This window comes from Rhizobium sp. KNZ14-9A, from assembly GCF_056755015.1.
On record NZ_JBPGXB010000001.1, the window covers coordinates 897,268 to 911,613 of the forward strand.

A 14,346-nucleotide genomic window follows, 5' to 3' on the forward strand; every position below is an offset into this window, starting at 1 on the left:
AACCGCGAGGTTGCGTCTTCGCGTGCGTTGGATGAAGAGGGCGCTTCACCGGGGCGCCCTCGACCAATTCTTCAATTTCCAGCGAGTCTTGATGCCGTCACACGACCGCCTAATCGTCTTTCTGCATGGCATCGGTGCCTCGGGCGCCCAACTCACGCCATTAGCGAACTCCTGGAAGACTGAGCTGCCGAACAGTCGCTTCGTCGCACCCGACCCCCGTTTCACCACCCGTATGGACGCCAGCGGTTCCGGGTGGACGGAAATCCGCTGGATCCAAGAAGGATAGGGGCTGCCCGCGAGGGCTTCGACAAGCTCGTGATAGAGGTCATCGAGCAGGAGGGTTTCAGCAATGCTCTCGAGCGGACTGCGTTCGTCGGCGTTTCCCAAGGCGCCATCATGGCGTTGGATGCGGTCGCGTCCGGACGTTGCCAGGTCGGTGCTGTGGTCTCTTTCGCAGGCTTGCTCGCGCCGCAGCCGATTTCTTCGAAGAGTAAGCACACACGCATTCTGCTCGTCCACGGAGCAGCCGACAATCGGATCCCGTCCATGGCATCGACCTTCGCGGCTGCACAGTTTGGCACGGCAGGCTTTGCGGTCGAACTCGAAATCGAGCCGGGGGTAGGGCACACGATTTCGTCTTTAGGCGCGCAACGGGCTCTGACGTTCTTGAAGAAGGTGATGAATTAGACAGCAGCCCGACCGGTCCGTCTATGATGTTCATTCCATCGAGCAAGGTTACGTTTCAGGGCGATGTTTCCGATAGTGCAGCGAAGCAACGGCCTGGGACACGGACAGCGTGGAGCGCAGCGTGGCGGCATCCAGATCCGTGTTGTAGCGTACGATCCGGCGTTGCGGGGGAAGAACTACGGGTCTCTATCGTTCACTTCCTGAGACCGCGAGCGTGTCAACTGGGCACGACAGGGATGGTGAACATGATGATTTTTCCAGTTTCTCGTCATGGCCGGCAAACGGCAGCCGAGCGCCCAACCTGTCCGCCGGGGTCACCACCGCCTGAAAGCGGCTGGTGGAACCGAAAGCGATCGTTTGAGTTTCAGCGAAATGAACCAGATCATCACCGAGATCGATACAATCGCAGCCGAGGCCAAGCTCACGTCAGGCCTCGTCTACGTCCCCGGACTAGAGACGGGCATCACCCGCAAACTGGGTGCGAAGGGCTTCCTCTACTACAGACCCGACGGTCGTCGGATTACCGAGGCTTCCGAGATAGCGCGGCTAAACGCGCTTGCCATCCCTCCCGCCTACACCGATGTTGTTATCTCGACGAACCCGTTTTCACACTTGCAGGCGATAGGAACCGACGCCCGAGGACGGCGCCAGTATCGTTACCACCCGGACTGGCACGCCGAGCGCGGAAAAGCGAAGTTCGAACGGCTCGGCAATTTCGCAGATCGACTGCCGGATTTGCGCGAGAGGGTCGATGCCGATCTTCGTTCGCGCGGCCTCAACATGGACAAGGCGCTTGCGACGGTCGTCTGGATGCTGGACAATCTCTACATTCGCATCGGCAACTCCGCGTATGCCGAAACGAACAAATCTTTCGGCCTGACGACCCTCCGCAACCGCCACGTTAGGGTCGAGGGTGGCAGCGTGAAATTCCGTTTCAAGGGAAAGTCCGGAAAGGAATGGAATCTCGCGCACAGCGATCGCAGGATCGCGAACGTGGTGAGGAAGCTGCAGGAGCTTCCCGGCCAGCACCTCTTTCAGTACGTCTGCGACGAAGGCGGCTGCCGTCAGATCTCGTCGAACGATGTGAATGCGTACATCAAGGAGATTACTGGGCAGGATTTCAGCTCTCGGCAGTTCCGGACCTGGGGCGCGACATGCATGGCGGTGGAAGCGCTGGCGCCGATCGAAGTCGCCCACACGCCGCGGGCGCTGGCCCGCCAGCTCAACGCGGCAATCGACCAGGTGGCCGCCAAGCTGGTCAACACGCGTTCCGTCTGCCGTTCGTCATACATACATCCGGCAGTTTTCGAGGATTTCGAGGCCGGGCTGCTGCGAGACATTTTCAAGCTCAAATCAAAGAGCGAGCGTCTGCTAAGGTGGATGGACGACGATGAAATTCGTGTTCTCAGGTGGCTCCAGAAGCGAGCGCCCTCGCAGGCTTCAACAACAGCACCCTAATCATGGTGGCCGGGAACCAAGTCGGCAACGCGGACGTTGCCTTCTCGCATTCTAGCAAAGGAGAATTTCCAATGATTTCTGCAGAACAGGTTCGCGAACATATGGAAGTAATCGGCGCAGACGGCACCCACGTTGGCACGGTCGACCATATGGACGGCTCGTCTCGGATTAAGCTCACAAAGTCGGATGCCGACGATGGTCAGCATCATCTAATTCCTTTGGATTGGGTGGATCACATCGATGAACACGTCCATCTGAGCAAGAGCGCGGACGACGTCCGCCGTCAGTGGTCGTCGATCAACTGATTGCGTTGGGAGCCGCTGATGAGGCGGCTCCTTCTGCCGGAATGATCCCTCCCAGTCGAGACTGCCCAACGTCCATGCTAAGGGTTGAACTCTCTGGCTAAATCAGTTTCCTTGCCGTGTTCCATCCTTTGTTTCCGAACTCATGCAGGCCGCCAACGACGTCGATCACCTCTCGAATCCCGAGATCCAAAACCTGCTTATGCGGGCAATAACGACCATCCGCGTCCTGGTGGCTCAGAAGGCACTCGCTTTTCTTCAGAGGACCTTCGCGTGAAAATGGAAACCGAAGAGTCGCAGGTCCGTTACCATTCTATGAGCGACCAGCAGACAGGTAAAAGCGATGCATCCCGGTCGAACGAAGGATGATCAAGTCGGGCATATCGACAATTGACTGTCGACCTCTATGTCGCCAACGATCTATACAGGAGTACTTGTATGCACATCGACGGCTCGTGCCACTGCGGACTGGTACGATACGAAGCGGATGTCGATCCTGGCGAGGTGACGATCTGCCACTGCGCGGACTGCCAAAGGCTGACGGGTACCGTCTATCGCGTGACTGTGAGTGCGCCGCGCGAGAACTTCCATATCATCTCGGGCGACCCGAAGGAGTATGTGAAGATCGCCGACAACGGCCGTCGACGAATGCAGTATTTCTGCTCAAACTGCGGGTCGCCTATCTACACGACTGGAGAGCTTGAAGACGCCGAACAGGTCGGCATTCGACTGGGAACGATAAACCAGCGTCAGGAACTCAAGCCGAGCGCTCAGTTCTGGTGTGCGTCGGACCTTTCGTGGGCGCAAGACCTGCATACGCTGCCACGTCACAGCGGGGATTGAAGAGATCATCAGACCGGGCCCTGTGAAAAAGCATAAAAATACGCAACAACGGCGCGCTCTGAGAGTTTCGCATTGATCGAAACACTGGGAGATCAATCATGGCAGACGAGAGGACGGTCACCATCCGCGCCAACTTCGAAACGCGTGAAGCTGCAGACCTCGCGGTCGAGCACCTCGTGCAGCAGCTTGGCATTTCCAGGCCGGACGTCTTCGTTCGATCGGCCGCGGCGGAGAACACCTCGGGATCGAGGGCCTCCGGCGGCGACGCTTCCCATCAGGGCGCGTCGCGTGACGACGCTCCGCTTGTTGGCGATATCGAGGTTTCCGTCGACATCGCGGCCAAGCAAATACCTGCGGTCAACCGAATCTTTGGAGATCTGGGAGCGATGCGCGTGTCGAGTCGCTGACTGATGACAGGCATTAATTAGAGCTGGCAGCCGTATCTTGGTGCTCGCTTCTGGCGCCGAAGATTTCAAACTGCTCGAGTACGACGCGACTAAGTCATAGTGCGGAAACGGTGGGTTGCAACAGCAACCGTCACAAATAAATCATTGGAACCTATGCGTTTTCCGGGTGTTTCCACGTCATCCAAATAGGAGGAAATACCAATGAAGAAAATCGCCATTCTCTGCGCGGGAATGCTCCTCGCCGCATCCGGTGCCTTCGCCCAGAGCGAAACGCCGACTACCTCGCAGACCACGCCTGCGGTCAACACCGAACAGAACCCCGGCGCGCCGATCGCGGGCAAGAACAGCTTTACCGAAGCCCAGGCGAAGTCTCGTCTCGAAGATGCCGGCTACACGGACGTGACCGGGCTTAAGCTCGACGACCAGGGTGTCTGGCGCGCGACCGCTTCCAAGGATGGCAAGCCGGGCGACGTAGCGCTGGACTTCCAGGGCAACATCACGCTCGCCAAGTAAAATAAGCAAGGAGGATTCCCATGAGAACCATTACAGGACTCTACGATAGCTACGACGACGCCAGGGCAGCCGTAACGGCACTTGAGGATGCGGGCGTTCCCTCTGACGACATCAGCATCGTCACCAACAAGGAAAACGGTGTAGATGTCGAAGGACAAGGCAACCGCGCCGGTGAAGGCGCCGGAACCGGTGCAGGCATTGGCGCTGTCGCGGGCGGCGCTGGCGGGCTGCTGGCCGGGCTCGGCATGCTTGCGATTCCGGGCGTCGGCCCGGTCGTTGCTGCTGGCTGGCTTGTCGCGACAGCGGCTGGTGCTGTGGCCGGCGCAGTTGCCGGCGGCGCGGTCGGCGGTATCGTCGGTTCAATGGTCGAATCCGGTGTGCCGGAAGAGGATGCCAACTTCTACGCCGAAGGTATCCGTCGCGGCGGATCGGTCGTGACCGCTCGTGTCGACGAGAGCCGAGCCGCATCGGCGGAGACGATCCTCAACAGTTCGCCGCGCGTCAACGTCGCCGAGCGCCGGGCGCGCTATGCCGAGGAGGGATGGACCCGTTTCGACGAGACGGCGGATCCTTACACGGCCGAACAGATCGCTGCCGAGCGCGAGCGGTATCGCGTGGATCGTCTGTAATTCGCCTCAGCGAAAAGCCGTCAGAAAGCCTCGCAGTGATGCGGGGCTTTTTGCTGCTTGCCGCCGGGACTTTTTGGCGTCGTCGGCGGCAATCAGGGAGCTGCCACTGCGCTCGACGCAGAGAGCTTCATCTTGAAGAAGCCAAACTGATTGAAGCCAACGCTGCCCGTTATGCCGTCCAACAGGGTTATTGCGCCAATGTGAGCAACTGCTCCAGCGCTGCTATCGACCTCGCGATTCTGATCTGCTGGTTTCCACGCACAACTGGGCCGGTTAGTCGTATAATTTCCGTTGAGAATAATAGCGGTGAATACCGGTCAGTAAGATAATCGCCCATTGTCGTCGGCGGTCTTGGTCAAGTTCGAGTTGACTCGGGTTCCTTCTCCGCCGCGCGGCGCGCCCGGATCGCCGCCGCGATGAAGACGCGCGACAGGCCGTGATAGAGCGGCTCGCGTGAAAGGATGCGCGAGGTTACATAGCCGATCATCGACACCGCCATGATCGGGATGACGGCCTGATGGTCGCCGGTCATTTCCAGGATGATGACGAATGCCGTCATCGGTGCCTGTACGACGCCCGCGAAATAGCCAGCCATGCCAAGGATCGCTGCCAGCGCGATGCTCGTGCCGAGCAGAGACCCGACAGTGCTGCCGAAACCGGCGCCGACGGCAAGCGACGGCGCGAAGATCCCGCCAGGAATACCTGAAAGCATCGAGAGGAAGCTGGCTGCAAGCTTTTCGAGGAAGAACAGCAGGGGCAGGGCGTTGCCTTCGACGGCGCCGCGCGCCTGCTCGTAACCGGTGCCGAAGGTCGTGCCGCCGGATGCGACCCCGATGACCGCGATTGCCAGCCCGCACACGCCCGCAAACGCCAGCATGCGTTTGAGTGGTTGCGGTTGCGCCCAGCGCCGGATCTTCTGGCCGAAATGCAGGGCGAAGCCGCTGAAGGCGGCACCCAGAGCGCCGCCGCCGATACCGCAGATCAGAACCAGTCCCCAGTCGCGAAGCTCGGTCGGGGCAGCAGACGCCATGCCGAAATAATTATAGCTGCCGGAAAGCCCGAGCGCCGCAAGGCCAGAAAGGATGACGGCTGTCAGCACCAGCCCGTTGGCGCGCGATTCATAGGTGCGACTCATTTCCTCGATCGCAAAGACGATACCGGCAAGCGGCGTGTTGAAAGCGGCAGCGATACCCGCCGCCGACCCTGCAAGGATCAACCCGCGTGCCTGCGCCATGCCGCCAAAGCGAGCGACGGCAAGCATGATCGACGCGCCGACCTGCACCGTCGGCCCCTCGCGGCCGATCGAGGCGCCGCAAAACAGCCCGAGCACCGTCAGCACGATCTTGCCGAAGGCGATCTTCAGCGACAGTAGCCGCGTCCGATCCTGGGTGTCGTGCAGATGCCGGGCGGCAATTGCCTGCGGAATGCCGCTGCCTCCCGAATTCGGAAACAGCGTCACCGCCAGATAGGCCGAGAGCACGAATCCGGCCGGCGTCAGGATCAAGGGCAGCAGGAATGCCAATTCGCTGGAATAGGTGAGTGATCCGAATGCCTTCTGCGCCAGATCGGCAAGCTTGGCAAAGCCGACGCTAATCAGGCCGATCGCCAGGGCTCCACACCAGAACACCATCCTCGGCTTCCATAGCGAAAACGAACCCCAGATCACACGGGAACGGCGAAGGAGCTTGGAATAGCGATGACGGCTTGGCATGACGGACTCGATACGTGACGCAGGATATGAAGCCTTCTAACGCCAAACGCGCGCGAAGATCATCCCCTCAATTGAAAAGGTACTGGATTGGGGTAGGATCGCTTCATGTCGAAGGATGGAGGACGCTATGTTCAGCGCATTCGGAATTGGACCGCCGTCCCTTGGGCCAGACGACGTTTCCGTGATGCAAAACCTGGTCAAGGACTACTGCTTGACGAAGGAGATCGAACTGGACAGCGAGGAGGGGCGGGATGTCGCGCGCGAACTGCTCAAATGGTTTCAGGTCGGCGTGACCGATAAAAGCAGATTACAGGAACTGCTCGCATCCCGCACTTGACGCCAACAGGGCCTTGCCGTCAGCGGATCGACACTGATGGTCGCCTGCCACGCCATCCGGACTGCGGTCCTGGCAAAGCCCGAGGCAAATCCGCCCCATATTCGGCAGACAACTGCCTCATATGTGCGCTACGGGTAAAGTTGCGGCCGGCGCAAGCGTCCGTCGGGTGCTGAACCGGCAAGCCGGAGTATCGTGATTGACCCGATGAGCGGCGAAGCACCCAACCTCCGGTTCGGCCGGAACGATAGGGGCGATCGAGGTGCTTGCCGACATGCCTTCCAGGCCGAGGCGGCAGAGGTGCTCCAGGAGGACGTTGGTTCGCCATCGAGTGTTTCCGATAGCCTGACGGCGCCGATCTGGTCATTCCTTGGGCCGTTCAACGTGTCCTCGAGAAGGTGGCGGCGCGATCGGTATAGGCCGTCCGGACGTTCGTGAAATAGCCGAGGTCTTCGTGGAGGATGTTGCGGGCAATGGCGGCGTCGATCGATGCCTGGCTGTTTGCCTCGACATTCCGGATGGCATCGAGCCTTATCTTCAGATCGGCCTCGGCCGACATCTTTTCCATCATTTAGCCCCGCTTTGAACCCTCGGATATGTTCGCGGTCAGAAAGCGCTTGTCTGTCGGGGCTTACACTTTGACCTTCCCTAATTCTTCCACCGCAATGCCGAGCGCGGTCGCGAACGCTTTGCGGCCGGGGTCGGGCAAGCCCTCCAGTCCCGCGGCGATGCCCTCCTGCCACGATTTTCCCCGATCCCATGCCTCTTGGTAGGCATCGGCCAAAACGTCGCCTTGGCGTATCTCCACGAGTGCCTGTGCGAGCAAGGAGGACTGGTATGCATCCTTGTCCCGCTTTGCGCGTCCGAGCGCGTCTGCGAGCCGTCTGGACGCCACGATAAGCTTATGGACGGCATATCGCTCGGGAGCGGGGACAATAACGCTGACGCCTTCCTTGTGCAGCAACACGGTCCTGACAGGCTCGTAGATCAGGTAATCGAGAAACCGCAGGTTTTCCGCCGACGCGCCGCCGAGGGCGGGCATGGGCGAAGGCTTTCCCGAGTATTCGTCCGATCCACGGTTCCCCGTGAGGAATTCTACCCGGTAGCCCTTGCCATTCTGGAAGGCCGCGACTTTGGCCTTGTCCGCCTGGTGCGGGACGGCGCGGAATCCGGGATCGACCGACTGGAGGACTTCCAGCACCGGAGGCAGGCTATCCCCGACCTCCGAGGAGATCGCGAAATCTTGCGCGTAGTCCGCGTCGCCCGTCTGCATCACCGTCGAAGGCATCCGCACGCCAAGGAGGCCGGGATAGCAGCTGAAGGCAACCGAGCCGATCAGGACCGCCCGCAGGCGGAACAGGCCAGCTTCGGCAAGCGCCTTGGTGACGTCGCCTGCAAACGGATCGGGACCAGCCAGTCCACCGCCGCGCTTCAGCGTGCCGACGAGGCGGCGGCGCTCCTTGATGTCGTCCTTGATTTCCTTGTGGGCATTGACGCGAGCCGTGATCTCCTTGTCGCTGTGTGGGCCGACATAGCGGCGCTTGTCGCCGTCAGGAGTAGGGAGATCGAAATACCAGTAGTCCTTGCCCTTCACGGGAACCGTCACGAAACGGCCTTCGAGGGGAAAGTCCGCCTGAAACTGCGCATCGAGAGAGCGCTGCGCCAGTTCCGCGAACATGGTGCGGTAGGTGATGTCGATCTGCTTCATAAGCCCCGTCCTTTCTGGGGTGCCGCGAGTTCTTCTTTCGTCGCCGCCAGACCCGTCTCTGCCTCCCGCTTCTCGATGAAGTAGCCCTAGTTACTCATCGGCATCTGCCCGTTATAATGTTCTGGCAAAAACATTATAACTCTGCTCGCCCTTGTCAATTATAAAAGCCCGGCAAACCGAGGGTTGACCTGTTGTTGTCTACGATTCGCGACAAGCGCAGTGGTTATAATGTTCTTGCAAAAAAATTATAACGCTCGCATGCTCGTAATAGCGCAAGGGCAGATCTTCGCTGAAGAACCTGGGCGACAGCTACGCCATCAGCGGAACGGCCGGCATCCGCATCAAGGGTTCAGTCGGCTTTCTGATACACCCTGACGTAGTCGATATCCATGCTGACGGGGAAGATCTTGTCGTTGATCTTGCCCGCCATGTCGCCACCGATTGCCAGGTTGATGAGCAGATAATGCGGCGTATCGAACGGCCAGCTTTTCGTACCCTTGCCAGGATTTTGGTAACTAAAGTAGCGGCGCTCATCGACGCCGATCGAAATCTCCTTCGGCGTCCAGGTCAAATTGTATGTGTGGAATTTACCGCAGACATCGCGGATGGTGGTTTCACCACCAACGCCGAATGTTCCCTCAGTAGCCTTGGTATGGATGGTACCGGTGATTTTGCTTGGGGCGTTGCCAACCTGCTCCATGATGTCGATTTCGCCATTGTCGGGCCAGGGGATCTCGTCGGGACCGAGCATCCAGAAGGCTGGCCAGGTACCGGCACCGCAGGGCAGGCGGGCGCGGATTTCGTAGTAGCCGTAGGTCCAGCTAGCCTTGCCGCGTGTGATCAGACGCGCAGATGTATAGGCCTGTCCGCCGTAATCTGACGCCGTCGTCAGCCTTTCCTTGCGAGCGGTAATGACGAGCTTACCGTTTTCCACCTTGGTGGTTTCGACCCGCTTGACGGCATAGTATTGCTTTTCGTTGTTGTACCAGCCTGTTTTGTTGGCTTCTGTGTCGTACACCCATTTTTGCGGGTCGGGCAGGCCGTTCCCATTGAACTCGTCCGACCAGACAAGCCGATAGTCGCTCGGCACTGAACTGCTCTGCGCAAGGAGCGGTGTGACGTATAACGAGAAAGCAACCGCGAAGGACATTCGGGCGACAGTGTGGATACTCAAATCAGCTTCCTTTCGTCGTTATTCGTTTTTACTGGATCGGCGAGAAGTAGTGGCTACGCGGAAGGGACTTCAGATGCTCCGTCGGGCGAGCTGACTGGCTGCCTTTTCACCCAGCGGCAAAACCTGTGGGGATTACGAGGTAATCTCCGCGGTTGGATGACGGCCTCCGGTGCGGGCTCCTGAGTTCTCGTTCGGGGTGCTTCCGATAAGCGCTCGTTAGCTCAAAGGAGTTCTTGCTCCTGTTCATTTCGTTGGTGAAGACCGTGCCGTGAGTTTGTTGCCGTCCGGATCGCGAAGATAGGCGACAAACGCCCCGTTCGGACGCTCCACAGGCGGGGTTTCGATGGACGTGCCGCCGTTGGCGGTGCCGGCGACATGCCACGCCAGAACATGGTCGGGACTTGCGGCGGCAATTCCTATTGTCCCACCGTTCGCCGCAGTCGCCGGCTTGCCGTCAATCGGCTTCGTGATCATCAACCTGCCACCCTCATGGACATAAATCAGCCTGCCTCGGGCATCCATCTCGCCGCGCTGCCCACCAAGAGCAACGAACGTCGCGTCGTAAAACGCCCTGGCCTTCTCCAAGTCGTTACTGCCAATCATGACGTGGGTGAACATGCTTGGTCTCCGATTACGATGAGGTCGGTTACTATGGCACTCCAACGAAGGCCCAGGATAGGAGGTCGGCCACTATCGGGACGAAGTCAATGTCATCTCACCGAACTTAACCTACTGACGCTAGACCCGGGCCGACACCCTGTCTGGCGCCTGCGCATTGGTGTTCTTCCAAACCTGGATTTCGACGCGCGATAGATGGCGGGGAATTGCATCAGCAGGCATGATCGGCGAAATAGGGCGCCATGGTCTGCCCTCGTTGCCGTTAGGTTGACCCCTCGCAGCTACAGTCGGTGCGATGACGGTGGGTGGCATGTGTCAACCCATCCTAGCGATCATCCGCTACAACTCCTGATTGGAGATTTTTTCGAACTCGCACGGAAATTGTTTGCTCGCTGCAATTATTAAGCGTATCTTCATATACTTCGCCAGCCATGCAAGGGCCCTGGCGCTCGGGAGAGTATTTGGCTTCCGCCCCTGGAGAGCACGATGATCGGCCAAAATGTCAGCCTCTTTAAGAACCGTTCGGTCCGCAGGCTTTCGCCTTTCGATTTTGGGCTCCATGTTTCCACTCTTGAGAAAGTGCAGCTCAGCCGTCAACTTGTCGAGCTGACCACTGGTATTGTTGCGGCCTATCTGCAAAGGCACTTTGTGCCAACCGCTGAACTGGCAAACCTGATTGCCGATGTGCACGGAGCCCTAGATGATACCCAAGCTTCGAGCACTGCAGTTGTGGCGATGCCCCGTAAAAAACAAAAGCCTTCAGTCTCCATCCAAAAGTCAGTCACTGACGAGTTCATCATTTGCCTAGAGGATGGAGAACGGTTTAAGTCGATGAAAAGCCACCTCGGCAGGAAGTACAATATGACCCCCGATGAATACCGCGCAAAATGGGGCCTATCTGAAGACTACCCGATGGTCGCACCGTCGTATTCCGACAAGCGTTCCCGTTTAGCTCAAGACCATAGCTTTGGGAAGAAGCACTCGCGCAAGAATGCCTGACGCTCAGGAGGCGGGATGCTGCACCCATCAGGCTTGGATTACTCCTTCGGCGGCCCGCCCCGCCGCTCCAGCGCCGTCTTGCGGATGGTCTCCGTGATGTCAGGACTACTGCTCGACAACATCTGGAAATCCACGACGTAGAGCGACAGCAGCGATACCTCGGTTGCTGCGCTGACCGTCGCTGAGCGCGGTTCGCCGCTGATCAGCGCCATCTCGCCAAAGAAGTTTCCGGCACCGAGTTCCACTGGATGGTCGGGTGTCGCCACGGTGACCCGCCCCTCGACATCGCCAACATCGCCCTTGCGGCAGATCACGGCACCTGTGGGGACAATGCGCGGCCGCAACGCCCGAACGATCTCGATCAGTGCAGCGGAACCAAGCTTCTGGAACAGGGTAGCGCTTGGCGCCGTCTGAGGACCCGTGACCGGGCAACGGCCCAAAGGTACGAAAGCAGTGTTTGAACCTCAGGCGGCCAGCCGAACGCTCAGGCGTCCACCTGCGGATTGCGTCGAGGTTGTCGCCCCCAGCGTGAAGCGAGAGACTAGGTCACGTAGCTTGGCGGCTTCCTCGGCAAGCTGGCCGGATGCCGCGGTGGATTGTTCCACCATCGCCGCGTTCTGCTGGGTCACCTGGTCCATGGAATTGACGGCGGTGTTGACTTCGGCAAGGCCGGTCGACTGCTCTCTTGCCGATACGGCGATTGCATCCATGTGCTGATTGATGCGGCCAATCTGTTCGCTGATCGCCTTCAGAACCTGGCTGGTGTCGAGAACCAGTTTGACGCCGCTTTCCACTTCCACCGAGGATTTCTGGATGTGGCCTTTGATTTCCTTTGCCGCCTGAGCCGATCTCTGGGCAAGCTCGCGCACTTCCTGGGCGACGACCGCAAAACCCTTGCCGGCCTCTCCGGCGCGTGCCGCTTCGACGCCGGCGTTCAGCGCCAGCAGATTGGTCTGGAAGGCAATTTCGTCGATCACGCCGATGATGCTGGAAATCTGTTGCGACGAGGCCTCGATGCGGCGCATGGCCTCTTCGGCATGCGAGACGACCTCGGAAGACTTGGCGGCATTGCGGTTTGCATCGGTCGCCTCAGTGCGCGCTTCGTGGGTCCGCTTGCTCGAGTTCGAGACATTGGCGGTGATCTGATCAAGCGCTGCGGCGGTTTCTTCGAGCGAGGCTGCCTGCTGTTCGGTGCGTTTCGACAGATCGCCCGCACCGGCTGCGATCTCCCTTGTGCCTTCGTCGATCGCGGCGATGGCGGTCGCGATAGCGCCGAGCGTCTGATCGAGCTGCCTGATCGACATGTTGAAATCATGCCGGAGGTTCTCAAAATCGGGCGCGAACGGCTCGTCGATCTGGAAGGCGAGATCGCCGGATGCAAGCCGCTTCAAGCCTGCGGCGAGGCCCGATGTCGCCACCCGCAGCCGTTCGGCGGCCTCTTCGTCAGCCTGCTGGCGCGCCGTGACCCGCGCGGTTTCGCTTTGCACCCGGGCTGCCTCGGCGTCCTGCTCAAGCTGCCTGTTGGCAATGGCTGCTTGGCGAAAGACTTCGACGGCCGATGCCATCGTTCCGATTTCGTCGGTGCGGCCGATCCCGGTGCAGGCAATGGCTGTATCACCACCGGCGAGCCTTTGCATGTCGTTGGAAAGCGAAAGAACAGGCTTGGTCACAGTCTTCCGAGTTAGGAAATAGAGGCCGAGCGCGAACAGCGCGGCCAAGCCCAGAAGTGCTTTCAGAGCGATATCGACCGAAGCTTTTATCTCAGAGCTGTGCTTGGAAATATCGTCCGACGCAGCTGTAATCTGATCCCCGGTCTGTTCCATGGCTGTTTCCAGCGTCGAGAATTGCTGCATGAATTCTGGCAGCGCCTTCAATGCTGCAGACGGATCCTTATCGGCAAGGTCGACCAGTTTCGTTGCGCTTTCGATGTAAACGATGAGGGGAGCTTCGACTCCGGCAAGGATTGCTTTGGTCTTGTCGTCTGTGGCCAGGCCCTTATTGGCATCAATCATCTCGCGGAACGACGACTCGTGCTCCACCAGATCCGCCTTCACCGCGGCCACGTCTATGCCTGCTGCCGGATTGGACGCCAGCAACGATGCAAGCACGTCCGCGCGTAGTGCGTCATGCATCATGTCGGCCTGCATGTGGTTTCGCAGGATTTGCGATGATCGAGCAACCTCGGCGCTGTTGGCCGAGAGGATGGACGCAGACCAGATGCCGACACCGGTCGCACCGGCGGTTAATCCGAAAATCGCTAGGCTGGCAACAATTATCTTATGCTGGATCGACGCCATGACAGTGGTCCCCAAATAACTGCATTTAAGGATATCCAAAGATGCTTAATTAATTGTGTCAATGCCACCCGCTCAACAGCTACAGGGGCAGCCATATATCAACGGTCCCCACTGCCGGAGGAAGAATGCGATGTCTTATTTTGATTGTTACCTCATTCCCGTGCCGACCACGAAACTAGATATGTATAAGTCGTTTTCAGAACGTATTGGCAGGGTTTACCGCGAGTATGGAGCACGTGGCGTCGTCGATTGCGTCCTGGATGAAGCAGTCGTCGATGGGACGCAGTTTCACGCTGAGGGAGCCCAAGCTCAGGTTCAGGACGCCCTACTTCGCGACTTCAAGGCGGCAGCGGCTACCAAGGAGGGAGAAACAGTCATCCTGTCGTGGACGGAATGGCCGAGCAAGGAAGCGCGCGACAGGGACTTGCCGCTTGTTCTAGCGGACCCGCGTGTTCAGCCGCAGAACAATGAGGAGACCATCTTCGAGGGTGCCCGCCTGATCGCCGGCGGGTTCTTCAAGCTTCTCGAAACTTGACGCATAGGTTTCTGTAGGACCCGCCGTAGGTTTATATCCCATCAAGGCGACGCTTCCGCCTGACCTTATTGAGCCAAAGGATTCGGAAGCGCAGGACCTCGGCGACGGCGATCTTCTCAGCTGCTTCAGCG

General features: G+C 59.1%; 17 protein-coding genes and 2 pseudogenes. 11 read left to right on the plus strand and 8 right to left on the minus strand.

Going from position 1 to position 14,346, the window contains the following annotated elements; all coding sequences use genetic code 11:
- Positions 1 to 91 precede the first annotated feature (91 nt).
- The 8 genes from ACR9ZQ_RS04670 (at position 92) to ACR9ZQ_RS04705 (ending at position 4,839) form a co-directional block, all read left to right on the plus strand.
- Entirely contained in the window at positions 92 to 286 is a 195-nt protein-coding gene (locus tag ACR9ZQ_RS04670) for a hypothetical protein (RefSeq protein WP_481427031.1), read from the plus strand.
- Entirely contained in the window at positions 253 to 687 is a 435-nt protein-coding gene (locus tag ACR9ZQ_RS04675) for an alpha/beta hydrolase (protein ID WP_481427032.1), read from the plus strand. The genes ACR9ZQ_RS04670 and ACR9ZQ_RS04675 overlap by 34 nt, the downstream gene beginning before the upstream one ends.
- Before the next feature lie 372 nt (positions 688 to 1,059).
- On the plus strand, positions 1,060 to 2,145 hold the full coding sequence (locus ACR9ZQ_RS04680; RefSeq protein ID WP_481427033.1) for a DNA topoisomerase IB: 1,086 nt from the start codon (positions 1,060 to 1,062) through the stop codon (positions 2,143 to 2,145).
- A 71-nt stretch (positions 2,146 to 2,216) separates the two neighbouring features.
- The gene (locus ACR9ZQ_RS04685) at positions 2,217 to 2,450 is read left to right on the plus strand and encodes a DUF2171 domain-containing protein (RefSeq protein WP_113322606.1); all 234 of its coding nucleotides are present in this window, start codon (positions 2,217 to 2,219) and stop codon (positions 2,448 to 2,450) included.
- A gap of 435 nt (positions 2,451 to 2,885) precedes the next feature.
- Entirely contained in the window at positions 2,886 to 3,290 is a 405-nt protein-coding gene (locus ACR9ZQ_RS04690; protein ID WP_481427034.1) for a GFA family protein, read from the plus strand.
- A 98-nt stretch (positions 3,291 to 3,388) separates the two neighbouring features.
- Positions 3,389 to 3,697, plus strand: a complete 309-nt coding sequence (locus tag ACR9ZQ_RS04695) for a hypothetical protein (RefSeq protein WP_481427035.1) — start codon at positions 3,389 to 3,391, stop codon at positions 3,695 to 3,697.
- Between the two features lie 231 nt (positions 3,698 to 3,928).
- Positions 3,929 to 4,210 (plus strand): PepSY domain-containing protein, encoded by a 282-nt coding sequence (locus ACR9ZQ_RS04700; RefSeq protein WP_481427281.1) that lies wholly within the window; start codon positions 3,929 to 3,931, stop codon positions 4,208 to 4,210.
- A gap of 20 nt (positions 4,211 to 4,230) precedes the next feature.
- Positions 4,231 to 4,839 (plus strand): general stress protein, encoded by a 609-nt coding sequence (locus tag ACR9ZQ_RS04705; RefSeq protein WP_481427036.1) that lies wholly within the window; start codon positions 4,231 to 4,233, stop codon positions 4,837 to 4,839.
- A gap of 355 nt (positions 4,840 to 5,194) precedes the next feature.
- Here the strand turns inward: ACR9ZQ_RS04705 and ACR9ZQ_RS04710 are convergent, their stop codons facing one another.
- Complete coding sequence (locus tag ACR9ZQ_RS04710) at positions 5,195 to 6,550, minus strand: chloride channel protein (RefSeq protein WP_481427037.1); 1,356 nt, start codon at positions 6,548 to 6,550, stop codon at positions 5,195 to 5,197.
- 127 nt (positions 6,551 to 6,677) lie between these two features.
- On the opposite strand from ACR9ZQ_RS04710, the gene ACR9ZQ_RS04715 reads away from it, so the two are divergent.
- Positions 6,678 to 6,887 carry an acetyltransferase gene (locus tag ACR9ZQ_RS04715; protein ID WP_481427038.1) on the plus strand — a complete coding sequence of 70 codons (210 nt, stop codon included), beginning with the start codon at positions 6,678 to 6,680 and terminating at the stop codon, positions 6,885 to 6,887.
- A 217-nt stretch (positions 6,888 to 7,104) separates the two neighbouring features.
- Here ACR9ZQ_RS04715 and ACR9ZQ_RS04720 read toward each other — a convergent pair.
- The 5 genes and pseudogenes from ACR9ZQ_RS04720 to ACR9ZQ_RS04740 all read right to left on the minus strand — a co-directional run.
- Positions 7,105 to 7,300: pseudogene (locus tag ACR9ZQ_RS04720) on the minus strand (non-homologous end-joining DNA ligase); the annotation flags it as partial.
- Positions 7,264 to 7,455, minus strand: a complete 192-nt coding sequence (locus ACR9ZQ_RS04725) for a hypothetical protein (RefSeq protein ID WP_481427294.1) — start codon at positions 7,453 to 7,455, stop codon at positions 7,264 to 7,266. The pseudogene ACR9ZQ_RS04720 and the gene ACR9ZQ_RS04725, both read right to left, overlap by 37 nt.
- A 60-nt stretch (positions 7,456 to 7,515) precedes the next feature.
- Positions 7,516 to 8,592 (minus strand): nucleotidyltransferase family protein, encoded by a 1,077-nt coding sequence (locus ACR9ZQ_RS04730; protein WP_481427039.1) that lies wholly within the window; start codon positions 8,590 to 8,592, stop codon positions 7,516 to 7,518.
- A gap of 349 nt (positions 8,593 to 8,941) precedes the next feature.
- Positions 8,942 to 9,766, minus strand: coding sequence for a glycoside hydrolase family 16 protein (locus ACR9ZQ_RS04735; RefSeq protein ID WP_481427040.1), 825 nt, complete (start codon positions 9,764 to 9,766; stop codon positions 8,942 to 8,944).
- A 243-nt stretch (positions 9,767 to 10,009) separates the two neighbouring features.
- Positions 10,010 to 10,384 (minus strand): VOC family protein, encoded by a 375-nt coding sequence (locus ACR9ZQ_RS04740; RefSeq protein ID WP_310384100.1) that lies wholly within the window; start codon positions 10,382 to 10,384, stop codon positions 10,010 to 10,012.
- A 486-nt stretch (positions 10,385 to 10,870) separates the two neighbouring features.
- Here ACR9ZQ_RS04740 and ACR9ZQ_RS04745 point away from each other — a divergent pair, with 486 nt between their 5' ends.
- On the plus strand, positions 10,871 to 11,383 hold the full coding sequence (locus ACR9ZQ_RS04745) for a Ros/MucR family transcriptional regulator (RefSeq protein WP_481427041.1): 513 nt from the start codon (positions 10,871 to 10,873) through the stop codon (positions 11,381 to 11,383).
- A gap of 38 nt (positions 11,384 to 11,421) precedes the next feature.
- Here the strand turns inward: ACR9ZQ_RS04745 and ACR9ZQ_RS04750 are convergent.
- Together ACR9ZQ_RS04750 and ACR9ZQ_RS04755 are read right to left on the minus strand one after the other, a co-directional pair.
- Positions 11,422 to 11,778: pseudogene (locus ACR9ZQ_RS04750) on the minus strand (cyclic nucleotide-binding domain-containing protein); the annotation flags it as partial.
- Between the two features lie 69 nt (positions 11,779 to 11,847).
- Positions 11,848 to 13,680 (minus strand): methyl-accepting chemotaxis protein, encoded by a 1,833-nt coding sequence (locus ACR9ZQ_RS04755; protein WP_481427042.1) that lies wholly within the window; start codon positions 13,678 to 13,680, stop codon positions 11,848 to 11,850.
- A 130-nt stretch (positions 13,681 to 13,810) separates the two neighbouring features.
- On the opposite strand from ACR9ZQ_RS04755, the gene ACR9ZQ_RS04760 reads away from it, so the two are divergent.
- On the plus strand, positions 13,811 to 14,215 hold the full coding sequence (locus ACR9ZQ_RS04760) for a DUF1428 domain-containing protein (RefSeq protein ID WP_481427043.1): 405 nt from the start codon (positions 13,811 to 13,813) through the stop codon (positions 14,213 to 14,215).
- Positions 14,216 to 14,346 lie beyond the last annotated feature (131 nt).